Consider the following 26,259-nt stretch of genomic DNA (forward strand, 5'->3'; position numbering starts at 1 on the left):
AACACAGCGCGGAAAATGCGGTCTGAGGAAATGGCTGTTCAAGTCAGCTTTGAAACGGCCGTTACATTGGCAACTTCATTTGTATCGGTGGCTGCCACAGCGGGCCGCATTATACATGGCATGTCCGCCACAAGAGGGCATTTTCAACAGGTCGCGATTCCATGACAGGTGACATCACCAGCCTTCAACCGACTACCGCCGCTGCCGCTCTGGGCCGCGCAGGCCTCTCCCCGGCGCAAGTGCTTCAACTCCTCCAGCCGATGGAAAACCTTATAAAGCCGGGCGAGACTGTCGCTGCCGAGGTGATCACCCTCAAGCAACTGCAACAGAATTTTCAGTTACTGATCAAGATCGCGTTGGGTAATGGTCTACAGACCAGCGTCAGTGTAACCAGCCCCCTGCCCCTCACGCCGGGCACTACGCTCTCAATCTCGCAAGCGTCCCCCAATGCGCTGACCATGACCTTGCAACAGGTCAACACTGCATTGAATAACCTGCAGACCAGCATCGACACTGAAAAGTTACCGCAAGGCACATTGCTGCAGGCGCGGGTGCTGACGACTCAGGTCGTGGCTGATGCCGTGAATCAATTGACCGGCTTGGGGACGGCGCAACCTGGTACACAATCCGCCGCACAGCCAGCCCTGTATAAATCCATTGTGGTTCTGCTTAATACGGCCTTGGCGGGCACCAGCCTGAGCATCGAAAGCCCTCAGCCGTTGCGCCCCGGCTCATTGCTGAGCGCCCAGGTGCAGGGCAGCCAGTCGCTCAATTTCGTGCCGCTGCCCAGCAACCTTGATCAATTGGCGGTGACCCAGCAACTCACCACTCAGCAAAACCGTCAGGGTTCGCTGGACGTGCTGATCAATGCGCTGCGCAACCTTCAACCCCCTCCTTCTACATCGTCTGCGCCCTCAACACCGTTGCAAGCGAGCATTCAGCAGTTGCTGGCGGACTTGCCGGACATGGAGCAGATGAGCAATCCCCGCGTCGTCGCCCAGGCGATCAACGCCAGCGGCCTGTTCATGGAGGCAAAGCTGCTCTCGGGAATGAACCCGATGGCGATGCCAGACATGAAGGCCAACCTGATGCAACTCATCGCGCAGTTGCTGCCCGGCTTGCCCGCCAACACCAGCTATGACGCTGCCGCCGCCTCCAACATGCTGGCCCGAACCATGCCCGGTGTATTGCGTAGCGCGCTGGGCACTATGGGACTGGTCGCGCCACCGCCATTGCCAGTCCATTTCCCGCTGCCCTCGCGAGCGATCAAGAGCGGCAAAGAGGATGACCTGGAGATTCTGCTGAAACTCGCTGCCGCAGCCGTTTCACGCGTGCAGAGTCATCAGTTGGGTAGCCTGGAGCAGACCCGGACCAACGCTGACGGTACTCAAGTGACCGCTTGGCAACTGGAAATCCCGATGCGCAACGGCCAGGACATCGTGCCGATGCAGGTCAAGATACAGCGCGAAGACATGCCGGAAAAAGACAGCAATCAGGAGAAGGACGACAGCGAGCCGAAGGACGTACGGGAGAAACTCTGGAAGATCGACCTGGCCTTCGATCTGACGCCCCTTGGCGCACTTCAGGTTCAGGCGCAATTGCACCGTGGCAAGTTGTCGAGCCAGCTGTGGGCCGAACGCGCTGACAGTGCTGCCCTGATCAGCAATGAACTCGGGTATTTGCGCGAGCGGTTGATCGCCTCCGGCCTTGAAGTCGGTGAGTTGGCTTGCAGTCAGGGCGTGCCCCATCAAGGACCGCGCACTACCCTTCAACAACGCTGGATCGACGAGAACGCCTGATGAGCAAACCCGACCAAAACCCGCGCCAGGCGATCGCGCTGACTTACGACGGTACGCACACGCCGACTCTGAGCGCCAAAGGTGACGATCAGTTGGCCGAAGCTATTCTGGCCATTGCCCGTGAGTATGAAGTACCGATCTACGAGAACGCCGAGCTGGTCAAGTTACTGGCGCGTATGGAGCTGGGCGACAGCATTCCAGAGCCGCTGTATCGGACCATTGCGGAGATCATTGCTTTTGCATGGCATTTGAAGGGCAAGTTTCCGGTGGGCCAGGATCCGGATGCACCGCCGGTGGAGCGGGATATTACGCCTAAGTGGTGAAGCTACTTTTGTGTACATATCCGTTCTTGGGGTGAAGGCTGGTATTGGTTGCGCCCTTACGGCGCCTCACTTTTGTGAAGCGCAAAAGTAAGCAAAACGCTCTTGCCTCAACACTCGGCACCTCGCTGTCGCTCGGTGTACCCGCCCGCAGATCCTGAACCGTGGGCCGCCGCAATGGGCCATCCATGGCCCAATGCGGCTAACCCGGCGTCCTGCCGGGTTGCCCACGCTTCAGAATCTGCGTTCGGCCAGCGTGATTAACGGGGCGCCTCAGATCAAAATCAACAGCGCGGCGGCCTGATAGCCGACCTGATGCGTGAACTTACCGATATTCGGTAGGAGCTGCCGAAGGCTGCGATTCGGTGTGTCATACGAAGAATGCGTTGGCTGTCGGGACGTCTCGCGAACAAGTTCGCTCCTACCGTTCGGCGGGAGTAAGCAAAACGCTCTTGCCCCAACACTCGGCACCTCGCTGTCGCTCGGTGTACCCGCCCGCAGATCCTGAACCGTGGGCCGCCGCAATGGGCCATCCATGGCCCAATGCGGCTAACCCGGCGTCCTGCCGGGTTGCCCACGCTTCAGAATCTGCGTTCGGCCAGCGTGATTTAACGGGGCGCCTCAGATCAAAATCAACAGCGCGGCGGCCTGATAGCCGACCTGATGTGTGAACTTACCGACACTCTGTAGGAACTGCCGAAGGCTGCGATGCGGTGTGTCAGATGAAGAATGCGTTGGCTGTCGGGACGTCTCGCGAACAAGTTCGCTCCTACCGTTCCGCGGTGAAACCGCTGTTTTTGATTTTGATCTTTGGCGCCCCGTTAAACCACGCCGGCCGTAATTCGATATTGCTGTGTGGGGCAAACCGGCAGGGATGCCGGTTTAGCCGCCTCAGGCCATGGATGGCCGGTGGCGGCGGCCCCACACAGCAATGTCGGATTACGGGCATGCCGAGCGACAGCGAGGCACCTAGTGGTGGGGCACAGACTTTTTGGTTACTTTTGGGGCGTTTGCCAAAAGTGACCCGCCGTAAGGGCGGAACCATAGCTTCAGTTCAAAGAGATAATGGATATGTGCTCAGTACCAATGGGCCCGCGCAAGCGAGCACCACCCTTACCCCTGATTATGACTATGCAACTTGCTCATCAACTGAGCCTCTGCCTGAGTCAAACCACAGGCCTGAGTGAGTTCATCGACGCTGGCGCCCATGCCGACCAGGCGTGCGGCCTGGGCGAAAGAAAGAGTTGATGGGTCGCGCTGCTCCAATGCGGTGAGTTTGTCGGGCAAAGGCCCGACAGTCGCCCGCAGCTCGTGCAAGGCCTCACCCATCTTGACGGTACCGCTCTGGAAATGGTCCACCCGCCTGGCCAGCTCCCGAAAGCGCTGATCACGTAAAACGTCCAGCTCTTCCCTTTTCAGTTCGAGCTGGCGCTGACGCTTGGTGTAAGTGATAAACCAACCCAGGGTCACTACCCAGAGAATCCCCAGGAAAATGACAGCTACCTCAATCAATCAGATGTTCTCCAGCTCAGACCACTCTTCTTCGGACATCATCTTGTCCAGTTCGACAAGGATCAACAGCTCGCCGTTCTTGTTGCAGACGCCCTGAATGAACTTGGCGGATTCGTCGTTACCCACGTTTGGTGCAGTTTCCACCTCAGACTGACGCAGGTAAACCACTTCGGCAACGCTGTCGACCAGAATACCGACCACTTGCTTGTCGGCTTCGATGATCACGATACGAGTGTTGTCGCTGACTTCAACCGGGTCCAGACCAAAGCGCTGACGCGTGTCGATCACGGTCACGACGTTACCGCGCAGGTTGATGATACCCAGCACGTAGCTTGGAGCACCCGGTACGGGAGCGATTTCGGTGTAGCGCAGCACTTCCTGAACCTGCATCACATTGATGCCGTAAGACTCGTTATCCAGGCGGAAAGTAACCCACTGCAGAATAGGATCTTCGGAACCTTGTGCGGACGACTTCTTCATAACCCCAACCCCTCGCGTGTGTGCTGTGCAGGAGGCGTGCTGTACGCCCCCTCTTGATTATTTGGTTTTGTGCATCTGCTTGACCGCGCCACTGGCTATCAACTCGGCCAACTCTGAAACATCCAGCAAGGCGCACATGTGCTCTATCACTGTGCCCGCCAACCAGGGACGTTGCCCTCGCTGGGTACGCCATTTGATCTCCTTTGGGTCAAGGCGTAGCGAGCGACTGACCTGATGCACCGCCAACCCCCACTCGTAGCCTTGAACCGAAATTACGTACTGCAAGCCCTGGCGAAAATCATCGCGATAGCGATCCGGCATGATCCAGCGCGCGGTATCCAGGACTTTCAGGTTACCGCTCTGGCTCGGCAGGATTCCGAGGAACCATTCCGGCTGACCAAACAGCGGCGTCAAATCATGTCCGGCCAAGGGATAAATCGACCCCAGGCAAACCAACGGTACTGCCAGCGTCAAACCGGCCACATCAAACAACAGGCATTCGAACGGCTCTTCTGCCCATGCAGGTCGGCCGTCGCTGGTGGGCGGCGGCGTGGGTGTGCGCTGGGCGGTTGCCAGATGCACATCGACAACCGGCTCGATCAACTCAACCTCTTGCACCGGAACCACTTCCGCGACTTCCGGCACCACTTCAACTTCAACCCGCGCCACCACTGGAGCCACAACCGGCACGACCACTGGCGCAGCGACTGCAACCGGTACAGCGACAGGCGCAGGTGCGGCAACGGCCACCGCTATCGGTGTCGCCAGCGCCTGCATGCGCTTGTCATGTTCCTGCTCCTCACGCACCGCTGCTTCGAAATCATCCTCAGCCGAGAACTGCGGTTCGGCTGGCAATACTTCGGGCAAATCTTCGGTGGCGTCCTGAAGCAGCGCATCCAGATAAGACTGCAGCGCCAACTGCGGTCGTGTTGCTATCTCTACAGGCCGATTCAGGTTCATACAGGTGCCACACAATGATTGACGCGTTTACCGCTTGAAAGAGTTATCGGCCAATGTAAGCCCCGACTTGAATGGATCTGTGTGCCCGCTGCAAATAAAGATGACATGCTCATGTCAGGCCACCTGCGCCATGAGTTGTTCGGACAGCAAATGCTTGAGCAGTGCCCGATAAGCCAGCACCGCGCGACTTTTGTTATCGAACTGCGAAGGCGTCACGCCCTTGCGACTGGCGTCTCGTAAACGGGTATCCACCGGCACATAGGCTTTCCAGACGTGCTCGGGGAAACTGTCGCGCAGGAATTTAAGGGTGCCCATGGAGGCCTGGGTACGTCGGTCGAATAAGGTCGGCACGATGGTGTACGGCAATGGGACCTTGCGCGAACGGTTGATCATCGCCAGCGTGTTCACCATGCGCTCCAGACCTTTGACGGCGAGAAACTCGGTCTGCACCGGGATCACCAGTTGCTGACTGGCCGCCAATGCATTGACCATCAACACGCCCAGCAACGGAGGGCTGTCGATTAACGCGTAATCGAATTCCTGCCAAAGCTGCGCCAGGCTTTTGGCGATGACCAGGCCCAGGCCATTCTGGCCGGGTGACTGGCGCTCGAGCGTTGCCAGCGCAGTGCTCGACGGCAGCAACGAAATACGTTGATCGCTGGTGGGTAACAGCAACTGGCCTGGCAGGCCGTCCGGAATGCTGCCCTTGTTCAAAAACAGGTCATAGACACTGTGTTCAAGGGTGTCCGGGTCGTGACCGAAATAACTGGTCATCGAGCCATGGGGATCCAGATCGACCACGACCACGCGCTTGCCCGCCTCGGCCAACAGCCCGGCTAACGCGATGGTGGAGGTGGTTTTACCAACGCCACCTTTTTGATTGGCTACTGCCCAGACTCTCATGTGTGCTCTTCCTCCCGCCATGGCGGTGGCCATACCGAGAAACGACTATCGTACGGGTGACGAAGAATTGACGGTATTGCTGCGCACCGCCGGGTTGACAGGCGCAGGTGCAGTTTGTGTGCCAGCACGGCGCAATGCAGCATCCGGTTGCGCATTGGCTGAACCGGAAGCGGTCAGGCTGCGACGTACATCAAGATTACGGGAGATCACCAGCACGACCCGGCGATTGCGGCCACGCCCTTCCGCCGTAGCGTTGGAAGCCACAGGCTGGAACTCGCCATACCCAACGGAAGCCATACGGGCCGGGTTCAAGCCTTCCATCGCCAGCATGCGCACGATGCTAGACGAGCGCGCCGAAGACAGTTCCCAGTTGGTCGGGAACTGGGAAGTGCTGATCGGCTGATCATCGGTAAAGCCCTCGACATGAACCGGGTTGTCGAACGGCTTGAGAATCTTGGCGACTTTTTCAATGATCGTGAACGCCTTGTCACTGGGGATGGCGTCCCCGCTGCCGAACAACAGGCCGGAACTGAGCTCGATTTCGATCCACAGTTCGTTGCCACGCACCGTCATCTGATTGGACTTGATCAGGTCACCGAAACCATCACGCACTTCATCGGCAATTTCCTTGAGCGGGTCGGTCACGTTCTGGCCAATGCCCGCATCGACTTGCTCACTGTCCTTGACCAACGGCTCGGCCGGCTTGACCGATAAAGGACGCTGCTCGCCAATGGGAATCGGCTTCATGCTGCGCTCGGGTTCGTTGAACACGCCCACCAGCGCTTCGGAAAGGATTTTGTACTTGCCTTCGTTGACCGAAGAAATCGAGTACATCACGACAAAGAAGGCAAACAGCAGCGTGATGAAGTCCGCATAGGACACCAGCCAGCGTTCGTGATTTTCGTGCTCTTCGGGTCGACGACGTCGAGCCATGGCGTATTACTCCATGAAGCCTTGCAGCTTGAGTTCGATGGAGCGCGGGTTTTCACCCTCGGCAATGGACAGCAGACCTTCGAGAAGCATTTCGCGATAGCGCGACTGACGCAGGGCGATGCTCTTGAGCTTGTTGGCTACCGGCAACAGGATCAGGTTGGCCGAGGCCACGCCATAAATAGTGGCTACGAAAGCCACGGCAATACCGCTGCCCAACTGGCTCGGGTCAGCGAGGTTACCCATGACGTGAATCAGGCCCATGACGGCGCCGATGATGCCGATGGTGGGCGCGTAACCGCCCATGCTTTCAAAGACTTTGGCGGCCTGGATATCACGATGCTCCTGGGTCATGAAATCCACTTCCAGGATGCTGCGAATCGCTTGTGGTTCAGCACCGTCAACCAACAACTGCAGGCCTTTACGGGCATAGCTGTCAGGCTCGGCATCGGCCACCGACTCAAGGCCGAGCAAGCCTTCCTTGCGGGCGGTCATGCTCCAGTTGATGACCCGGTCGACACCACTCGCCAGGTCAATGCGTGGCGGGAAGAGAATCCAGACAGCAATCTGAATGGCACGCTTGAACGCGCTCATCGGTGCCTGCAGCATCGACGCCGCCAGCGTACCGCCAATCACGATCAAGGCCGCAGGACCATTGAGCAAGGCGGACAGATGCCCACCTTCCAGATAGTTACCGCCGACAATTGCAACGAACGCGAGGATGATACCGATCAGACTCAAAACATCCATCAGACACACGCCTCCACGAGGTGCCGGCCGATATCGTCCAGACTGTAAATCGCGTCAGCCAGATCAGCTTTGACGATCGCCATTGGCATGCCGTAGATCACGCAGCTCGCTTCATCCTGAGCCCAGACGTGGCTACCGCCCTGCTTGAGCAGACGCGCACCTTCGCGGCCGTCTGCACCCATGCCGGTCAGCACTACCGCCAATACCTTGTCACCGTAGGATTTGGCCGCCGAACCGAACGTAATGTCTACGCACGGCTTGTAATTCAGACGCTCGTCGCCCGGCAGGATCTTCACCGAACCACGGCCGTCAATCATCATTTGCTTGCCGCCCGGCGCCAGTAGCGCGAGGCCTGGACGCAGAATGTCGCCATCCTCCGCTTCCTTGACGCTGATCTTGCACAGCTTGTCCAGACGTTCAGCGAAGGCCTTGGTAAACGCTGCGGGCATGTGCTGAATCAACACGATCGGCGCAGGAAAACTGGCAGGCAATTGGGTCAGCACGCGTTGCAAGGCAACCGGGCCGCCTGTCGAGGTACCGATAGCGACCAGCTTGTAGTTCTTGCGTTTCGGTGTCCCTGACAACGGCGGGTGCGAGCTGCTTGCCGCCGGAGCTGGCGCGGCTGTCGCACGCGGGGTTATCGGCCGCGCTGGAGCCGCAGTCGGACTTGTAGTTCTGCTGGTGACCGGAGTCGCAGCCGGCGCATGGGCCGGGCTGTGAATCGGTGCATGAGACGACGCATGAGTCGGAGATGAGACGGGAGCTGCCACGGGCGCAGCAGAACCGCTCAAGCCGCGGCGATTACTGCGCGAAATGCTGTGGACTTTTTCGCACAGCAGTTGCTTGACCTTCTGCGGGTTACGCGAGATGTCTTCGAAATTCTTGGGCAGGAAATCCACCGCGCCGGCGTCCAGTGCATCCAGCGTAACGCGGGCACCTTCGTGAGTCAGCGAGGAGAACATCAGCACCGGGGTTGGACTGCGCTGCATGATCTGGCGAACGGCGGTAATGCCGTCCATCATGGGCATTTCGTAGTCCATGGTAATCACGTCAGGTTTGAGCGACAGCACCAGATCAATCGCTTCCTTGCCGTTGCTCGCAGTACCGACAACCTTGATGTTTGGGTCTGAAGAAAGAATTTCCGTGACGCGGCGGCGGAAGAAACCGGAGTCATCCACCACCAATACCTTGACTACCATAAACACTCCATTACAGGCTGCACGGAAACGACTGCGCTGTGCTACATGCCTTTGAAGCGCGATTCGGGCGATGACAGCAATCGACCGAACGCATCCCAAAGGGCCACGAGACGCATACGCTCTATTGCCAGCTACGCAAGCGACTCGACGTTGTTGTTATTGCCTTCTCGTGCATTCGCAGCGTTTCGACACAACCTGACCAGGCGCCACAGGCAGTTGCCTGCCGGTGGCACCAGAATCAAATACGCCGTGCGGCGTACCGCTTGAGCATACTCGGCACATCGAGAATCAAGGCAATGCGACCGTCACCGGTGATGGTGGCGCCTGACATGCCAGGCGTTCCCTGCAGCATTTTGCCCAGAGGCTTGATGACCACTTCTTCCTGGCCGACCAGTTGATCGACAACGAAGCCGATCCGCTGAGTGCCCACGGAAAGAATCACCACATGCCCTTCATGCTGCTCTTCGTGGACGGCCGAACTGACCAGCCAGCGCTTGAGGTAGAACAGCGGCAGCGCCTTGTCACGCACGATCACAACTTCCTGACCATCGACGACGTTGGTGGTCGACAGGTCCAGGTGGAAGATCTCGTTGACGTTGACCAGCGGGAAAGCGAAGGCCTGGTTGCCCAGCATCACCATCAGGGTCGGCATGATCGCCAGGGTCAACGGCACCTTGATGACGATCTTCGAGCCCTGGCCCTTGGTCGAGTAGATGTTGATCGTACCGTTGAGCTGGGCAATCTTGGTTTTCACCACATCCATGCCCACACCACGACCCGATACGTCGGAGATCTCGGTCTTGGTCGAGAAGCCCGGTGCGAAGATCAGGTTGTAGCAGTCGGTATCGCTCAAACGATCTGCAGCATCCTTGTCCATCACGCCACGCTTGACCGCAATCGCGCGCAGGACGTTAGGGTCCATGCCCTTGCCGTCATCGGAGATCGACAACAGGATGTGGTCGCCTTCCTGCTCGGCAGAGAGAATGACGCGACCGCCACGAGGCTTGCCGGATGCTTCGCGCTCTTCCGGTGTTTCCACACCGTGGTCAACCGCGTTACGCACCAAGTGGACCAGTGGATCGGCAAGCGCCTCGACGAGGTTCTTGTCCAGATCGGTTTCTTCACCCACCAGCTCAAGGTTGATTTCTTTCTTGAGCTGACGAGCCAGGTCGCGAACGAGTCGCGGGAAGCGACCGAAGACTTTCTTGATCGGCTGCATCCGGGTCTTCATCACCGCGGTCTGCAAGTCGGCCGTTACCACATCCAGGTTGGAAACCGCCTTGGACATGGCTTCGTCGCCGCTATTGAGACCCAGGCGAACCAGACGGTTACGCACCAGCACCAGTTCGCCGACCATGTTCATGATCTCGTCCAGGCGCGCGGTATCGACCCGCACGGTGGTTTCCGCTTCTGAAGCGACCGGCTTTTCAGCAGGTGGCGCAGCCGGTTTGGCAGGCGCAGGAGCAGGCGCGGCGGCCTTGGCGGGCGCTGGTGCAGCAGCCGGTTTGGCTGCCGCAGCCGGAGCAGGCTTGGCCGCTGGTGCCGCTGCTTTCGCAGGTGCTGCTACAGCGGCCGCAGGCGCAGCAACTGCAGCGGCTGTTGCAGCTATTTCCGGCTCGAACTTGCCCTTGCCGTGCAGCTCATCGAGCAAGGCTTCAAATTCGTTATCGGTGATTTCGTTGCCTTTGCCAGTCGATGCGGCTCCGGCAGCAGCAGGCGCTGACGCAACTGCGGCAGCGGCTGGAGACACCACTGCGGTGGCATCGAACGAACCTTTGCCGTGCAATTGATCAAGCAATGCTTCGAATTCATCGTCGGTGATGTCACCGCTTTCAGCCTTGCCAGCCGGGGCTGCCGCTACCGGAGCAGCAGCAGGTGCCACGTCAGGCGCAAACTGGCCTTTGCCATGCAACTGGTCGAGCAACGATTCGAATTCCGAGTCGGTGATTTCGTCAGTTGCGGCTCCGCCCGTGGCAGCCGGTGCGGCAACAACCGGTGGTTGCTCCTTGGCGGCATGGAGCGAATCAAGCAGGTTTTCGAATTCGGTATCGGTGATCTCGTCGGAAGCCGCTTCAGCGACAGCTTCGACAGATGCCTCCTCCACGACTTCAGCAGCGGGCGCTTCGTCAGCAGACGCAGGCTCCGCCAGACGCGCCAGGGCAGCCAGCAATTCCGGTGTTGCCGGAGTCACTTCACTGCGCTCACGCACCTGGCTGAACATCGCGTTGACCGCATCCAGCGCTTCAAGGACCACGTCCATCAGTTCCGAGTCTACGCGACGCTCACCCTTTCGCAGGATGTCGAAGACGTTCTCGGCGATGTGGCAGCACTCCACCAGCTCATGGAGCTGGAGGAAGCCGGCGCCCCCTTTTACAGTGTGAAAACCGCGAAAAATTGCATTGAGCAGATCTGCGTCATCCGGTCGGCTTTCCAGCTCGACCAACTGTTCAGACAACTGCTCGAGAATTTCGCCGGCCTCTACCAGAAAATCCTGAAGGATCTCTTCATCGGCGCCGAAGCTCATTGGGGTGCTCCCTAAAATTAACCGTCAACAGACCAGACTTAGAAGCCCAGGCTCGATAGCAGATCGTCTACATCGTCCTGTCCGGACACAACGTCTTCCCGTTTATCGGCATGAATCTGCGGACCTTCACCCTGTTTGATATGTTTTTCTGGATCTTTTTCTGCGCGGATGGATTCGTCGTCATGTTCGATGCCCGCAAAGCGGTCCACATGACTGGCCATGAGCACCAATTTGAGCAGATTGCTCTCGACTTCAGTGACCAACTGCGTGACGCGCTTGATCACCTGACCGGTGAGGTCCTGGAAGTCCTGAGCCAGCAGAATGTCGTTGAGGTGGGAGGAAACCTGATGGGTATCCTTTTCAGTGCGCGTCAAGAAACCATCGACACGACGCGCCAGCTCACGAAACTCATCAGCGCTGACCTCACGGCGCATGAAACGCCCCCAGTCCGCACTCAAGGCCTTGGCCTCGTCGTTCAGACTGTGCATCAGCGGGGTGCTTTCTTCGACCAGGTCCATGGTGCGGTTGGCCGCGTTTTCCGTGAGCCTGACGACATACGACAGGCGCTCGGTGGCATCCGTGATCTGGGACACCTCTTCGGCTTGCGGCATGTTCGGGTCAATCTGGAAGTTGACGATCGCGCTGTGCAACTCGCGCGTCAGCTTGCCGATTTCTTGATACAGGCCACGATCCCGAGCCTGGTTGAGCTCATGGATCAGTTGCACGGCGTCGCCGAAACGGCCTTTTTCAAGGCTCGCCACCAGCTCGGTTGCGTGTTTTTTCAGGGTCGATTCAAACTCGCCCATTGACGTTTCGTTGTTCTCCATAAAGCCCTCGCGGCATACATCAGCTATTTACGCGCTCAAAGATCTTGTCGATCTTTTCTTTCAGCGCCTGAGCCGTGAATGGCTTGACGACATAACCGTTGACGCCGGCCTGAGCCGCTTCAATGATTTGGTCGCGCTTGGCTTCTGCGGTCACCATCAACACCGGAAGGTGCTTGAGGCGCTCATCGGCACGCACTTTACGCAGCAGGTCGATACCAGTCATGCCAGGCATGTTCCAGTCCGTTACCAGAAAGTCAAAGGAACCACTTTCCAGCATCGGCAACGCGGTAAGCCCGTCATCGGCTTCGGACGTGTTGGTAAAGCCCAGATCACGCAGCAGGTTTTTAATGATCCGCCGCATCGTTGAGAAGTCATCAACGATGAGGATTTTCATGTTCTTGTCCAATTCGACCTCCAAGCAGTCTTTGACGCGTTCAGCACCTGAACGCGCTGTTCAATCAATACCGGCACAGCTCACATCGGCTGCACGTAAACGACGGGCTTGGCAAATCAACAACTATGGAAACCGCACAGCAAATCCACGGACTGCATGAAAGCTATTGCTTTTAACAGTCCGTGGCGCGAATGCCTGTACGGCTCCAGCCTTGTCCACTGTCCCACGTAACGCTTTGCACAGCCTGCTCACACGAGACACACAATCACCAGGGATTGCGTACCACCTGTCAACGCGCTCGCCACTCTCCCAAACGCCCTCGTAAACGAGCTGCGCACTGGCTGTGTAACTGGCTGACTCGAGATTCGCTGACCCCCAGGACCTCACCGATTTCCTTGAGGTTCAGCTCCTCGTCATAGTACAGCGCCAAAACCAGACGTTCACGCTCCGGCAAGTTGGCAATTGCATCTGCCAACGCAGCCTGGAAACGTTCATCTTCCAGGTCGCGCGACGGCTCAAGCGAACCGCTTGCGCCATCCTCATGCAGTCCTTCATGTTCGCCGTCCTGCAAGAGGTCGTCGAAACTGAAGAGGCGACTGCCCAAGGTATCGTTCAAAATCCCGTAATAATCATCGAGACTCAATTGGAGTTCGGCCGCAACCTCGTGATCTTTAGCGTCACGGCCGGTTTTTGCTTCAATTGAGCGAATTGCGTCACTCACCATGCGCGTATTGCGGTGAACCGAGCGAGGAGCCCAGTCTCCCTTGCGCACTTCATCGAGCATCGCACCCCGGATTCGAATCCCGGCATACGTCTCGAAACTGGCACCCTTGGTGCAATCGTACTTGGTGGAAACTTCCAGCAAGCCGATCATCCCCGCCTGAATCAAGTCTTCGACCTGAACACTGGCAGGCAGGCGCGCCAATAAATGGTAAGCAATGCGCTTGACCAGCGGAGCATACCGCTCGATCAACTCATATTGCGAGTTTCGGGACGCTTTGCTGTACATCTGATAGCCGCTCGCGGTCATTGAACAGGCCCTGCACTTGTCTGGTAAACCAGTCGCTCAACGAAGAACTCAAGATGTCCACGTGGGTTGGCAGGCAGAGGCCAGGTATCGACTTTCTGCGCAATGGCCTTGAATGCCAGCGAACATTTAGAGCGTGGGAAAGCTTCGTATACGGCGCGTTGTTTCTGGACGGCCTTACGCACACATTCGTCGTAAGGCACTGCACCGACATACTGCAAAGCGACGTCCAGGAAGCGGTCGGTCACCTTGGTCAACTTGGCGAACAGGTTGCGCCCTTCCTGCGGGCTCTGGGCCATGTTGGCCAGGACCCGGAAACGGTTCATGCCGTAATCGCGATTGAGCAACTTGATCAGGGCGTAGGCGTCAGTGATGGAAGTGGGCTCATCGCACACCACCAGCAAGACTTCCTGAGCAGCCCGGACAAAGCTGACCACCGACTCGCCGATACCGGCGGCCGTATCGATGACCAGCACGTCAAGATTGTCGCCAATGTCACTAAATGCCTGGATCAGGCCGGCGTGCTGCGCCGGGCTCAGATGAACCATGCTCTGCGTGCCGGAGGCAGCAGGCACGATCCGGATCCCGCCCGGGCCTTGCAACAACACGTCGCGCAGCTCACAACGACCCTCCATCACATCGGCGAGGGTGCGTTTAGGCGTCAGCCCCAGAAGGACATCGACATTCGCCAGGCCAAGGTCGGCGTCCAGCAACATGACGCGCCGGCCGAGCTCGGCCAAGGCCAGTGAAAGGTTCACTGACACGTTAGTCTTACCGACGCCACCTTTGCCGCCGGTCACCGCGATCACCTGTACGGGATGCATGCTGCCCATTTAATTCTTTACCTTGTCTTGCGTAGACCGAAGCCAGATTGCAGGCGACACGCTCAATGAAGAGCAATGCCAGGCAGACCACCGATGCAGGTAACTCTCAATAGTTCGCTTCACTTAACCGACCCGTTTGTTGGGGTTGTGGTAAAGGTCGGCGAACATATCCGCCATGGCCTCTTCGCTTGGCTCTTCTTGCATCTGCACGTTGACCGCGCGTGTCACCAATTGGTGGCGGCGTGGAATGTGAAGATCGTCAGGAATTCTAGGCCCATCAGTGAGATAGGCAACAGGCAGCTCATGACTGATCGCAAGGCTGAGCACTTCACCCAGGCTGGCGGTTTCGTCCAGCTTGGTCAGGATGCATCCGGCCAGACCACAGCGTTTGTAGCTGTGGTATGCAGCAGTCAGCACCTGTTTCTGGCTGGTGGTAGCCAGGACCAGATAATTACGTGATTTGATACCGCGCCCTGCCAGACTTTCCAGTTGCATACGCAACGCCGGATCACTGGCCTGCAGGCCCGCGGTGTCGATCAGCACGACGCGCTTGCGCAACAGCGGATCAAGCGCTTGCGCCAGCGACTGGCCAGGATCGACGTGAGTCACCGGTACGTTGAGGATACGGCCCAATGTCTTGAGCTGCTCCTGAGCGCCGATACGGAAACTGTCCATGCTGACCAGAGCGATATTCTGTGCGCCGTACTTGAGTACGTAGCGCGCTGCCAGCTTGGCCAGCGTGGTGGTCTTGCCCATGCCAGCCGGGCCGACCATGGCAATCACACCACCCTCTTCAAGCGGCTCGACGTCCGGCACTTCGATCATCCGCGCCAGGTGGGCCAGTAACATGCGCCAGGCCTGACGTGGCTCGTCGATATCCGGGATCATTTCCAGCAGGTCGCGGGACAACGGGCCAGACAAGCCGACACGTTGCAGACGACGCCACAGGTTGGCCTGGGCCGGACGACTGCCCTGCAACTGATTCCACGCCAGGGAGCCGAGCTGGACTTCCAGCAGCTCACGCAGGCCATTCAATTCGAAACGCATCGAGTCGTAACCGCGCTGACCACCAGCAGGTGCCGCCGGAGCAGCCTGCGGCTGTGCGGAGGGACGTGGCGGCTCTTCCAGAGTCGGCTCGATGTGGGTGTCAGCGGTGCTCAATGGCAAACCGGCAAACAACTGGCGATTGGTCGCGCCGTCGCTGTCGCTGCGGTTGTTCAGTTCTGCCTGGGCCGAGACGATGCGCGACTGGGTTTTGCGCAACTCGTCCTCGAGCTCGATATTAGGCACACGAGGTGCGAGCGCGGACAGTTTGTAATCCAGAGCGGCAGTCAGCTCGACGCCACCGGCAATGCGCCGGTTACCGATGATGGCCGCTTCTGCGCCCAGCTCATCACGAACCAGTTTCATGGCTTGACGCATATCGGCGGCGAAAAATCGCTTAACTTGCATGACTCACTACCTCAGCCGTTAGGCCCGACAGTCGCTACGATGGTTACTTGCTTGTTGTCAGGAATTTCCTGATACGCCAACACGTGCATATTTGGTACAGCCAACCGTCCAAACCGCGACAGCATGGCCCGAACCGGGCCTGCTACCAGCAGAATCACTGGTAAGCCTTGCATCTCTTGACGCTGGGCGGCATCGATCAGCGAACGCTGAAGTTTTTCCGCCATGCTTGGTTCAAGGAGAACGCCTTCTTCCTGACCCTGACCAGCCTTCTGAAGACTATTGAGCAATATCTGTTCCAACCTTGGCTCCAGCGTGATAACTGGTAGCTCCGGCTCAATGCCTACAATGCTTTGGACGATTGCGCGGCTCAATCCGACCCGGACTGCAGCCACCAGCGCGGCGGTATCTTGACTCCGCTGAGCGTTGTTGGCGATGGCTTCGGCAATGGTGCGGATGTCCCGCACAGGAACCTGCTCGGACAGCAGCGCCTGCAACACTTTGAGCAGGGCAGACAACGACAGAATGCCTGGAACCAGCTCTTCAGCCAGCTTGGGCGAGCTTTTAGCCAGCAATTGCATCAGTTGCTGCACTTCCTCATGACCAATCAGCTCATGAGAGTGCTTGTAAAGAATCTGGTTGAGGTGGGTCGCGACCACGGTACTGGCGTCAACCACGGTATAACCGAGAGACTGAGCCTGGCTGCGCTGGCTGATTTCGATCCAGACGGCTTCCAGGCCAAACGCCGGGTCCTTGGCGGTAATACCGTTGAGCGAACCGAACACCTGACCCGGGTTGATGGCCAGCTCGCGATCCGGATAAATCTCCGCCTCAGCCAGCGTGACCCCCATCAGCGTCAAACGATAGGCGCTGGGAGCCAGATCCAGGTTGTCGCGAATGTGTACGGTCGGCATCAGGAAGCCCAGCTCTTGAGAGAGCTTCTTGCGCACGCCCTTGATCCGCGCCAGCAGTTGACCACCCTGATTACGGTCTACCAACGGAATGAGGCGATAGCCCACTTCCAGGCCGATCATGTCGATGGGGGTTACATCATCCCAGCCCAGCTCTTTGGAATCCTGAATGCGCGTCGGCGAAGGCAGCATTTCCTGCTGACGCTTGACCTCTTCCAACGCGACGACCTTGACCTGATTCTCTTTCTTCCAAAGCAGGTAGCCGATGCCGCAAGCGACAAGGCCCAGACTGATGAAGGAAAAGTGCGGCATGCCTGGCACGAGGCCCATCACGATCATGATCGCGCCAGACACACCCAGCGCTTTCCAGGAAGTGAACATCTGGCGGTTGATCATCTTGCCCATTTCTTCCGAACCGGAAGCACGGGTCACCATGATCGCTGCGGCGGTGGACAAAAGCAGTGATGGCAATTGCGCCACCAAACCGTCACCGATGGTCAGCAAGGTGTAAATCTTGCCGGCGTCAGCAAATGTCATGTTGTGCTGCAGCATACCCACGAGCATGCCGCCAATCAGGTTGATGAAGAGAATCAACAGACCGGCAATGGCGTCACCACGAACGAACTTGCTGGCACCGTCCATGGAACCGTAGAACTCGGCTTCCTGAGCGACTTCAAGACGGCGACGCTTGGCTTCAGGCTGGTCGATCAGACCGGCGTTCAAGTCGGCGTCGATTGCCATTTGCTTACCGGGCATGGCGTCCAGGGTGAAACGCGCACTCACCTCGGAGATCCGCCCGGCACCTTTGGTGATTACCACGAAGTTGATGATCATCAGGATGGCGAACACCACGATACCGACGACGTAGTTACCGCCGATGACCACTTCACCAAACGCTTGAATCACTTTACCGGCAGCGGCGTGACCGTCCTGACCGTGCAGCATGACGACGCGGGTCGAGGCTACGTTGAGCGCCAGCCTCAATAAGGTGGCGACCAGGAGGATGGTCGGGAATACCGAGAAGTCGAGTGGACGCAGTGCGTACACACAGACCAGCAGAACCACGATGGACAGCGCGATGTTGAACGTGAAGAACACGTCCAGCAGGAACGGCGGGATGGGCAACATCATCATTGCCATCATGACCAACAGCAGCAACGGAACGCCCAGCTGGCCGCGGCCGAGGCCTGCCAGATTGCTACGTGCGCTACTGATTAACTGAGAGCGTTCCACCGATTATTCACCTGCGCGCTAAATCAAAACTTTGACGCCGATGGCGACCTGATATGACCTATTGCAAGAAGCTTTCCAACTGTGGAATTGGTGATGAAATAGCGGGTGGGGTCTGTAAGAAAGTGTGAGATTTTTTGGAGGGAGGGGGGATTTTGTGTACATATCCATTGTTGGGTAACGGCTGATATTGGTTGCGCTTTTACAGCGCCTCACTTTTGTGAAGCGCAAAAGTAAGCAAAACGCTCTTGCCCCACCACTCGGTCCCTCGCCTAGGCTCGGGATGCCCGCCCGCAGATCTGAAACCGTGGGCCGCCGCAATGGGCCATCCATGGCCCCGTGCGGCTAACCCGGCGTCCTGCCGGGTTACCCACGGTTTCAGATCTGCGTTCGGCCAGCGTGGTTTGACGGGGCGCCTCAGATCAAAATCAAAAGCTCGGCGGCCTGACAGCCGACCTGGTTGTGTGGGTTCTCCGGGCATCTGTAGGAGCTGCCGAAGGCTGCGAAGCGGTTTGTCAGGGGACGAAAAGCGTCAACTGTGCTGACGTCTCGCGAACAAGTTCGCTCCTACCGGTCCGGGCCAGCGTGGTTTAACGAGGCGCCTCAGATCAAAATCAAAAGCGCGGCGGCCTGACAGCCGACTTGGTTTGTGAACTTCCCGGCTTCTGCAGGAGCTGCCGAAGGCTGCGAGGCGGTGTGTCAGATGACGGATGCGTTGGCTGTGCGGACGTCTCGCGAACAAGTTCGCTCCTACCGTTCCGCGGGGGAACCGCTGCTTTTGATCTGCTTTTGATTTTGATCTGAGGCGCCCCGTTAGACCACGCCGGCCGGAATTCGATATTGCTGCGTGGGGTAAACCGGCAGGGATGCCGGTTTAGCCGCCTCAGGCCATGGATGGCCGGTGGCGGCGGCCCCACGCAGCAATGTCGGATTACGGGTATGCCGAGCCTAGGCGAGGCACCAAGTGGTGGGGCAAGAGCGTTTTGCTTACTTTTGCGCTTCTCAAAAGTGAGGCGCTGTAAAAGCGCAACCAATATCAGCCATGAACGCGGTAATGGATATGTACGCAGATGCAGTCAGCAAAAATCAAGAATCCCGCTGCAAATCCGGCGGAATGGTGATATCACCCAGCGGATCCGGACGCTTGCCCTGCCCTGCATGGTACTGACGAATCTGATACACATACGCCAGAACCTGAGCCACCGCCAAGTACAGACCGGCCGGGATTTCCTGATCAAGATCCGTGCTGTAGTAAATCGAACGCGCAAGACCCGGCGATTCAAGAATCAGAATCTGGTTATGCGCAGCAACCTCCCGAATCTTCAACGCCACAAAATCCACGCCCTTGGCCACCAGCATCGGCGCCCCACCCTGATCAGGGTCATATTTAAGAGCCACGGCAAAGTGCGTCGGGTTAGTGATGATCACATCCGCCTGAGGGACCGACTCCATCATGCGGCGCTGCGATGCGTCTCGCTGCAACTGACGAATGCGCTGCTTGACCTCCGGACTGCCTTCGGAGTTCTTGTACTCATCGCGCACTTCCTGCTTGGTCATCAACAGCTTCTTGTGCGCTTCCCATAGCTGGAATGGCACATCCACCGCCGCAATGAAAATCAGCCCGCACGCCATCCACAACGTACTCCAGCCCACCACTTGCAGACTGTGAATAATCGCCTGCTCCAAGGGCTCGTGAGCAATCGAAACCAGTGCGGCCTTTTCCATGTTCAGAACCACCAATGCCACGATCAGCACAATGACGAACTTGGCGAAGGACTTGAGTAGCTCAATCAGCGCGGTGGGAGAGAACATGCGCTTGAGGCCCGCAAACGGGTTCATGCGGCTGAACTTGGGAGCCATTGATTTGGCGGCGAACAACCACCCACCCAGGGAGATCGGGCCAATGATCGCGGCAGCGAGCATGACCAGGAAAAAAGGCATCATGACGACCAGCGCGAGTTTGCCGGTCGACAAGAGCATCTTTGCCATGGACCCCTGATCCATGAGCACTTCACGGGTGATGGTGAAATTCGAAGTCATCATGTAGGACATTGCCTGAGCAATGTCCGACCCTTCGACCAGAAGCCCGATAGCGCCTGCCATCATGATTGCCAGGGTATTCAGCTCCTTGGAGCGGGCAATCTGGCCTTCCTTACGGGAATCACTTCGCTTTTTATCCGTGGGTTCTTCTGTTTTGTCCTGACCATTCTCGTTCTCAGCCATGTCAGCGAGCCCTCACCATATCGCGGAAGCCCTGCAGCGCTTCAGTTGCCAGCGGTTGGTACTGATTGAGAATGTCGGCCAGGCTGATCCACAGGATGACAAAGCCCATTACCAGCGTCAGCGGAAAACCAATGGAGAAAATGTTCAGCTGCGGTGCTGCACGGGTCATAACGCCGAAAGCGATGTTGACGACCAGCAAGGCGGTAATCGTCGGCAACACCAGCTTCAGACCGGCAGCCATGACCCAGCCCAGGCCATTGGCAAGCGCCCAGAAGTTGGATACCAGCAAACCACTCCCTACCGGCATGGTCGTAAAGCTCTCGATCAGGGTTTCTATCACCACCAGGTGGCCGTTCATGCCTAGAAACACAAGCGTGACCAGCATGGTAAAGAATTGACCAATCACTGCCGATGACACGCCGTTGGTAGGGTCAACCATCGAGGCGAAGCCCATGCCCATTTGCGTGGAAATGATTTGGCCGGCAATCACGAAAGAATGAAAGAACAGCTGGAGAAACAGCCCTAGACCCGCGCCGATAATGATCTGCTCACCGATCAGCAACAAGGCGGTCAGGTCCAGCGCGTTGACCTCGGGCATGGGCGGCAGGACTGGCGCCACAACCACGGTGATGGCCAGCGCAAGATAAAGACGCACACGACGAGGGACCAGTGTGGTACCGATGATCGGCATGGTCATCAACAGCGCAACAATCCGGAACATCGGCAGCATGAAGCTCGCTACCCAAGTGCCGATCTGCCCGTTGGTCAGGGCTAGAATCGGTTCCACGAGGTCAGCCGATCACAGTCGGGATGCTGGTATACAACGCGAGGATGTATTCCATGAACACCTTGAGCAGCCAGGGACCGGCGACGATCAACGTGATGAGCATCACGATGAGACGCGGCAAAAAGCTCAGCGTCTGTTCGTTGATCTGAGTGGCCGCCTGAAACATGGCGACCAACAGACCACAGAGCAGACTGGGCACTACCAGAATCGCCACCAGCAATGTGGTGAACCACAGCGCCTCGCGGAACAGGTCGACAGCTACTTCTGGCGTCATTGCGCAGACTCCTGATCAGGACGGGTCATACACCACCGAAACTGCTGGCCAGCGTGCCGACGATCAACGCCCAGCCATCCACCAGCACAAAAAGCATGATTTTGAACGGCAGGGAAATAATCAACGGCGAGAGCATCATCATACCCATGGCCATCAGCACGCTGGCGACCACCAGGTCGATGACCAGAAACGGAATGAAGATCATGAAGCCGATCTGAAACGCTGTCTTGAGCTCGGAAATGACAAACGCCGGAACCAGGATCGTCAGCGGAGCCTGATCAGGAGAGGCGATGTCAGTGCGCTTGGAAAGCCGCATGAATAACTCAAGATCGCTGGTGCGGGTTTGCGCCAGCATGAAATCCTTGATTGGTACCTGCGCCTTGGCCACTGCATCCTGAGCCGTCATGGTTTCCGCCAGATAGGGCTGCAAGGCATCCTGATTCACCCGGTCAAACACCGGGGCCATGATGAACATGGTCAGGAACAGCGCCATGCCGGTCAGGATCTGGTTCGACGGCGTCTGCTGCAGACCCAGGGCCTGACGCAGAATCGAGAAAACAATGATGATCCGCGTAAAACTGGTCATCAGCATGACGAACGCCGGGATAAAGCTCAGCGCCGTCATGATCAGCAGGATTTGCAGGCTGACCGAGTATTCCTGCTGACCGTTTGCACCGTTGGCCAAGGTAATTGCCGGGATCGACAACGGATCGGCACCGAACGCCACAGGCGCTGCCAGCACCAGCAAAACTGTCAACAGAATACGCAGCATTACTTCTTATCCTTCTGAACCTTGTTGCCCATCAAGTCCATCAAACGCTGCGCAAACTCGGAGTTCACCGGCTGGGTCTCCGGCACCCGCACTGGCTCGTTGAGCACATGCAACGGCGTGATTCGTCCCGGCGTGACGCCAAGCAGAATCTGTTCGTTGCCGACCTGAACCAGTACCAGGCGATCACGCGGGCCGATAGCCCGCGAGCCGACCAGCTCGATCACCTGAGCATTGCCCGGTACGCCGCGCTGAACCCGACGCATCAGCCAGGCCAGCAGAAAGATGAGACCGACGACCAGCAGAAGGCCGAACAGCAACTGCACTATCTGCCCGCCCATGCCTGATGACGCCGCGGCAGTCGCCTGAGGCGCCACCGCCTGAACGGCGGGCTCAGCCGCCAAAGCGCTCAGCGGCATGACGAGGAACACGGCTACGGCTTTGATCATCTTCACTAGCGCAGCTTCTTGATACGTTCGCTTGGGCTGATCACGTCAGTCAGGCGGATGCCGAACTTCTCATTGACCACAACCACTTCGCCATGGGCGATCAGCGTGCCGTTGACCAGAACATCGAGCGGCTCACCCGCCAGACGATCCAGCTCGATAACCGAACCCTGGTTGAGCTGCAGCAGGTTACGAATACTGATATCGGTACTGCCCACTTCCATGGAGATGGACACCGGAATATCCAGAATCACATCAAGGTTGGGACCATCAAGCGTTACCTGAGCATTGCTCTTGGGCACGCTGCCGAACTCTTCCATTGCCATACGGCTGGACGCCGCCGAATTACCGGCATCTGCAGCAAGCAGCGCATCGATATCGCTCTGCCCGTCATCACCGGTTTCTTCCAGTGCTGCCGCCCACTCATCGGCCAACGCCTGATCTTCAGCAGACGTCATATCGTTTTCATCAGCCATCGGTTGTCCTCGGTGAACATTGATTCAGTGACACAAAAATTTTCGGCGAGAAAAACTCAACGCCGCTCTATCGGTTCGATGACTTGCAGGGCCAGATTGCCTTGATGCGATCCCAGCTTGACCTTGAAGGAAGGCACGCCGTTGGCGCGCATCACCATCTCATCAGGCATATCAACCGGAATAATGTCGCCCGGCTGCATGTGCAGAATGTCGCGCAGCAACAACTGACGACGAACAACCGTCGCGCTCATGGGCACTGCTACATCCAGAACATCCTGCTTGAGTGCATTGATCCAGCGCTCATCCTGGTCGTCCAGATCGGACTGAAAGCCCGCATCCAGCATTTCCCGAATAGGCTCGATCATCGAGTAAGGCAAGGTGACATGCAGGTCGCCGCCACCTCCGTCCAGCTCGATATGGAAAGTCGATACGACAACCGCTTCGCTCGGACCCACAATGTTGGCCATCGCCGGGTTCACTTCAGAGTTGATGTACTCGAAGTTCACTTCCATGATCGCCTGCCAGGCTTCTTTCATGTCGATGAAAGCCTGGTCCAGCACCATGCGTACCACGCGCAGCTCGGTCGGCGTAAATTCACGCCCTTCAATTTTGGCGTGACGACCGTCACCGCCAAAGAAGTTATCCACCAGCTTGAACACCAGTTTGGCGTCAAGGATGAACAGCCCGGTGCCACGCAACGGTTTGAGCTTGACCAGATTGAGACTGGTCGGCACATACAGCGAGTGAACGTACTCGCCGAACTTCATCACCTGCACGCCGCCTACCGCCACGTCGGCTGAGCGACGCAGCAGGTTGAACATGCTGATGCGGGTATAACGGGCGAATCGCTCGTTGATCATTTCCAGAGTCGGCATCCGACCCCGTACGATCCGATCCTGGCTGGTCAGGTCATAACTTTTGATGCTGCCGGGTTCAGCAGCGTTTTCAGTTGCAACCATTCCATCGTCCACGCCGTGCAACAGCGCGTCGATCTCATCCTGGGACAGCAGGTCTTGCACGGCCATGTCGTGTTCCTACTGCAATACGAAGTTAGTGAAAAGCAGTTGCTCGATCACGGTTTTGCCCAGTTCTTTCTGGGCGACTTCCTGAACGCTGGCGGTCGCTTTCTGACGCAGCATTTCCTGACCGATAGGCGACGCCAGGGACTCGAAAGGGATGCCGGCAAACAGCATCACCAGATTGTTGCGGATGACCGGCATGTGCACTTTCAATGCCTCAAGATCAGCCTGATTGCGCGCCAGCATGGTGATGCTGACCTGCATGTAGCGCTGACGACCGTTGGAGTTGAAATTGACCACGAATGCAGGCGTGAGCGCTTCGAAAATGGCCGGGTGTTTGGCATTGGGATCCGCCGCAGCGACAGCCGCCGGGTCTACCTTCGGCTCGGAGCTGTGCATGAAAAACCAGGTCGCGCCGACTGAAAGGCCGACGGCCAGCAATAAAGCCACTACCACAATGATAATGAGCTTGAGTTTGCCTTTTGAGCCGGGTTCTTTAACTTCGTCGCTCTTCGCCATGCCAATAATCCGTCACTATTCGGGGGGTTCGCTAATGCGTGACAGAGGAAGAGCAAGTGTTATGCCAGAGTTGGGAGAGGATGGTCAGGACGGGGGTTTTAGTGAGGTGATTTTTCGAGGGTTTATGTATTTGCAGCATCAGGCAGCGCCGGAATTAGAGCACTGGCTTTAGCCGTGAGGGCCAACACTTATACTACCCTCGTAGTCAGAACCAATGCCCTCCCGGCGAAAGCCGGTCCTACGGATCTTTGTTTGCTCCGCGACTGAGCGGCGCCAGGCACACCCCGCTCAGTTACTTGGCAGCAGGTCACCATCAGGCGTAGAAATCGATCTCGCTGGTACCGACAACCCGTTGAACCGGCTGACTGATCGCAATGCCAGTATCTGCGTCGATACCGTCAACCGGGCCGTCCACGCCACTGACGCCCGAACCACCGTTGCCAGTGCCACGGGCATTGTTAGCCTGCTCTTGCTGCTGGGCCTGGTTCTGCTGGTTGCGGGACTGGTCGGAAACGTTCACGTCCACCTGCCCCATACCCTGCTGGGTAAAAGAATCGCGCAGGCGGGACATCTGGCTTTCCAGCGCTTCACGAACCCCCACATGAGCACTCATGAAGGTCACTTGAGTCTGCTGGTCAGGCGCCATGTTGATACGAATATCGAGGCGACCCAATTCAGCAGGCTCCAGCTGGATATCAGCCGATTTCAGGTTTTGACTCGACAGATACATGACGCGCTCTACCACGCCTTCACTCCAGCCACTCTGGTGCATCGCCAAAGGCTGGTTCATCAGAGGTACCGCAGGCGCTGCCACACGAGGCTGTTGAGCGGCTTGACTCAGGGCTGCCAGACGATCAGCGAAGTTATCCACCCGAGTATCGCCAGCAGCTGATTTGACATCCTTGAGACCACTGTCGAGCAAGCCGTCGAATGATTTATCGCTGCTCTCGGTGCTGGGCTCGTCCGAAACAGATGAACGCTCATCCAGTGCTGCCAGGTTATTGGCGAGCTGGGATGGATCCGTTGCGGCGTTATCCAGCTTGGCGTTCTTGCCTGCCTGATTCGTTGCGTGAGCATTTTGCGCTTGCTGAGCCTGCTGCGCCTTGGCTGCTGCATTCTCCAGAGCAAACTGCAGCGCGGGCATGTCTTCGAGCGGATCAGCGCTCGGGTCGAAAGATGCTTCAGCCGGATCAGCGGCCTGCACGGTCGGCAAGGCGGTTGAGGCAGAAGCGACATCAACTTTCGGCTTGTCGACGTCCACCTGGGCCGAGGCCTGACTGACTATGGCTTGCAATGCAGGATCAAGCGCGGGATCAAGCGCCGGGTCTGGCGTTACAACCTGGGCCAGTGCCGGATCAACTTCTTCCTCGGCCTTGCCGTCGCTTGCGCTGGCAACTGGCTCGGCAGGCAAGGTATTGCCGCTATCGGCAACCGTCGTCGAGTCCGAAGCGGCAGCATCGTTCTTGTCGGACGCGGCCTTGTCTGCAACCTGTTTGTCTTTATCCGCGGCAGATTTGGCCTTGACCGGAGCGTCGTTGCTCGCAGCCGATTTAGCCTGAGCCTGCTTGGCATAGACGTCAGAGAAGCTGGAGTTGTCGTCTTTGCTGCTGTCAGCCTGCCTGGCTGAGTTGCTGGCAGAACTGGCCTTCTGCGCCGCCACTGGAGTGGCTTGAAGAAGAGCATTGGGGGCGAGTGGCATGTCGATCT

Annotated in this window: 25 protein-coding genes; 2 read left to right on the forward strand and 23 right to left on the reverse strand. The window is 57.8% G+C overall.

Annotated elements, in window-relative coordinates:
- Nucleotides 1-161 precede the first annotated feature (161 nt).
- Nucleotides 162-1,799, forward strand: coding sequence for a flagellar hook-length control protein FliK (gene fliK / locus AO242_RS00995; protein ID WP_099267342.1), 1,638 nt, complete (start codon nucleotides 162-164; stop codon nucleotides 1,797-1,799).
- Nucleotides 1,799-2,122 (forward strand): EscU/YscU/HrcU family type III secretion system export apparatus switch protein, encoded by a 324-nt coding sequence (locus AO242_RS01000; RefSeq protein ID WP_027898021.1) that lies wholly within the window; start codon nucleotides 1,799-1,801, stop codon nucleotides 2,120-2,122. Before fliK ends, AO242_RS01000 begins: the two co-directional genes overlap by 1 nt.
- A gap of 1,110 nt (nucleotides 2,123-3,232) precedes the next feature.
- On the opposite strand, the gene AO242_RS01010 is transcribed toward AO242_RS01000, so the two are convergent.
- The 23 genes from AO242_RS01010 to AO242_RS01125 all read right to left on the reverse strand — a co-directional run bounded on the left by AO242_RS01010 (nucleotide 3,233) and on the right by AO242_RS01125 (nucleotide 26,251).
- On the reverse strand, nucleotides 3,233-3,631 hold the full coding sequence (locus AO242_RS01010; RefSeq protein WP_099267343.1) for a DUF2802 domain-containing protein: 399 nt from the start codon (nucleotides 3,629-3,631) through the stop codon (nucleotides 3,233-3,235).
- Nucleotides 3,632-4,111, reverse strand: a complete 480-nt coding sequence (locus tag AO242_RS01015) for a chemotaxis protein CheW (RefSeq protein WP_027898780.1) — start codon at nucleotides 4,109-4,111, stop codon at nucleotides 3,632-3,634.
- A 57-nt stretch (nucleotides 4,112-4,168) separates the two neighbouring features.
- On the reverse strand, nucleotides 4,169-5,071 hold the full coding sequence (locus AO242_RS01020; RefSeq protein WP_099267344.1) for a CheW domain-containing protein: 903 nt from the start codon (nucleotides 5,069-5,071) through the stop codon (nucleotides 4,169-4,171).
- A gap of 114 nt (nucleotides 5,072-5,185) precedes the next feature.
- Nucleotides 5,186-5,974, reverse strand: coding sequence for a ParA family protein (locus AO242_RS01025; protein ID WP_027898778.1), 789 nt, complete (start codon nucleotides 5,972-5,974; stop codon nucleotides 5,186-5,188).
- A 45-nt stretch (nucleotides 5,975-6,019) separates the two neighbouring features.
- Nucleotides 6,020-6,907: a flagellar motor protein MotD gene (gene motD, locus AO242_RS01030; protein ID WP_027898777.1), complete on the reverse strand. Its 888-nt coding sequence runs from the start codon at nucleotides 6,905-6,907 to the stop codon at nucleotides 6,020-6,022.
- A gap of 6 nt (nucleotides 6,908-6,913) precedes the next feature.
- Nucleotides 6,914-7,654 carry a flagellar motor protein gene (locus AO242_RS01035; protein WP_099267345.1) on the reverse strand — a complete coding sequence of 247 codons (741 nt, stop codon included), beginning with the start codon at nucleotides 7,652-7,654 and terminating at the stop codon, nucleotides 6,914-6,916.
- A complete protein-coding gene (locus AO242_RS01040; protein ID WP_099267346.1) occupies nucleotides 7,654-8,853 on the reverse strand; it encodes a protein-glutamate methylesterase/protein-glutamine glutaminase in 1,200 nt (399 codons plus the stop codon). Before AO242_RS01040 ends, AO242_RS01035 begins: the two co-directional genes overlap by 1 nt.
- A gap of 238 nt (nucleotides 8,854-9,091) precedes the next feature.
- Nucleotides 9,092-11,377: a chemotaxis protein CheA gene (locus tag AO242_RS01045; protein WP_099267347.1), complete on the reverse strand. Its 2,286-nt coding sequence runs from the start codon at nucleotides 11,375-11,377 to the stop codon at nucleotides 9,092-9,094.
- 38 nt (nucleotides 11,378-11,415) lie between these two features.
- Nucleotides 11,416-12,204: a protein phosphatase CheZ gene (locus tag AO242_RS01050; protein ID WP_027898773.1), complete on the reverse strand. Its 789-nt coding sequence runs from the start codon at nucleotides 12,202-12,204 to the stop codon at nucleotides 11,416-11,418.
- A gap of 19 nt (nucleotides 12,205-12,223) precedes the next feature.
- Nucleotides 12,224-12,598, reverse strand: coding sequence for a chemotaxis response regulator CheY (locus AO242_RS01055; RefSeq protein WP_176469940.1), 375 nt, complete (start codon nucleotides 12,596-12,598; stop codon nucleotides 12,224-12,226).
- Between the two features lie 289 nt (nucleotides 12,599-12,887).
- Nucleotides 12,888-13,628: an RNA polymerase sigma factor FliA gene (gene fliA, locus AO242_RS01060; protein ID WP_027898771.1), complete on the reverse strand. Its 741-nt coding sequence runs from the start codon at nucleotides 13,626-13,628 to the stop codon at nucleotides 12,888-12,890.
- On the reverse strand, nucleotides 13,625-14,458 hold the full coding sequence (gene fleN, locus AO242_RS01065) for a flagellar synthesis regulator FleN (RefSeq protein ID WP_027898770.1): 834 nt from the start codon (nucleotides 14,456-14,458) through the stop codon (nucleotides 13,625-13,627). Before fleN ends, fliA begins: the two co-directional genes overlap by 4 nt.
- 114 nt (nucleotides 14,459-14,572) lie before the next feature.
- Nucleotides 14,573-15,901: a flagellar biosynthesis protein FlhF gene (gene flhF / locus AO242_RS01070; RefSeq protein WP_099267348.1), complete on the reverse strand. Its 1,329-nt coding sequence runs from the start codon at nucleotides 15,899-15,901 to the stop codon at nucleotides 14,573-14,575.
- 11 nt (nucleotides 15,902-15,912) lie between these two features.
- Nucleotides 15,913-18,042 carry a flagellar biosynthesis protein FlhA gene (gene flhA / locus AO242_RS01075; protein ID WP_099267349.1) on the reverse strand — a complete coding sequence of 710 codons (2,130 nt, stop codon included), beginning with the start codon at nucleotides 18,040-18,042 and terminating at the stop codon, nucleotides 15,913-15,915.
- A gap of 1,083 nt (nucleotides 18,043-19,125) precedes the next feature.
- On the reverse strand, nucleotides 19,126-20,262 hold the full coding sequence (gene flhB / locus AO242_RS01085; RefSeq protein ID WP_099267350.1) for a flagellar biosynthesis protein FlhB: 1,137 nt from the start codon (nucleotides 20,260-20,262) through the stop codon (nucleotides 19,126-19,128).
- A gap of 1 nt (nucleotide 20,263) precedes the next feature.
- On the reverse strand, nucleotides 20,264-21,049 hold the full coding sequence (gene fliR, locus AO242_RS01090) for a flagellar biosynthetic protein FliR (protein WP_080237874.1): 786 nt from the start codon (nucleotides 21,047-21,049) through the stop codon (nucleotides 20,264-20,266).
- Nucleotides 21,050-21,053: 4 nt separating this feature from the next.
- Nucleotides 21,054-21,323: a flagellar biosynthetic protein FliQ gene (locus tag AO242_RS01095; protein WP_027897996.1), complete on the reverse strand. Its 270-nt coding sequence runs from the start codon at nucleotides 21,321-21,323 to the stop codon at nucleotides 21,054-21,056.
- Between the two features lie 25 nt (nucleotides 21,324-21,348).
- Entirely contained in the window at nucleotides 21,349-22,095 is a 747-nt protein-coding gene (fliP, locus tag AO242_RS01100; protein ID WP_099267351.1) for a flagellar type III secretion system pore protein FliP, read from the reverse strand.
- Nucleotides 22,095-22,541, reverse strand: coding sequence for a flagellar biosynthetic protein FliO (gene fliO, locus AO242_RS01105; protein WP_099267513.1), 447 nt, complete (start codon nucleotides 22,539-22,541; stop codon nucleotides 22,095-22,097). The genes fliP and fliO overlap by 1 nt, the downstream gene beginning before the upstream one ends.
- Before the next feature lie 5 nt (nucleotides 22,542-22,546).
- A complete protein-coding gene (fliN, locus tag AO242_RS01110) occupies nucleotides 22,547-23,014 on the reverse strand; it encodes a flagellar motor switch protein FliN (protein WP_027897999.1) in 468 nt (155 codons plus the stop codon).
- 56 nt (nucleotides 23,015-23,070) lie between these two features.
- A complete protein-coding gene (gene fliM / locus AO242_RS01115) occupies nucleotides 23,071-24,039 on the reverse strand; it encodes a flagellar motor switch protein FliM (RefSeq protein WP_027898000.1) in 969 nt (322 codons plus the stop codon).
- Between the two features lie 9 nt (nucleotides 24,040-24,048).
- Nucleotides 24,049-24,552, reverse strand: a complete 504-nt coding sequence (gene fliL, locus AO242_RS01120; RefSeq protein ID WP_027898001.1) for a flagellar basal body-associated protein FliL — start codon at nucleotides 24,550-24,552, stop codon at nucleotides 24,049-24,051.
- 313 nt (nucleotides 24,553-24,865) lie between these two features.
- On the reverse strand, nucleotides 24,866-26,251 hold the full coding sequence (locus tag AO242_RS01125) for a flagellar hook-length control protein FliK (protein ID WP_099267352.1): 1,386 nt from the start codon (nucleotides 26,249-26,251) through the stop codon (nucleotides 24,866-24,868).
- Nucleotides 26,252-26,259 lie beyond the last annotated feature (8 nt).

It is taken from the genome of Pseudomonas sp. ICMP 561, assembly GCF_002699985.1.
Taxonomy (GTDB): domain Bacteria; phylum Pseudomonadota; class Gammaproteobacteria; order Pseudomonadales; family Pseudomonadaceae; genus Aquipseudomonas; species Aquipseudomonas quasicaspiana.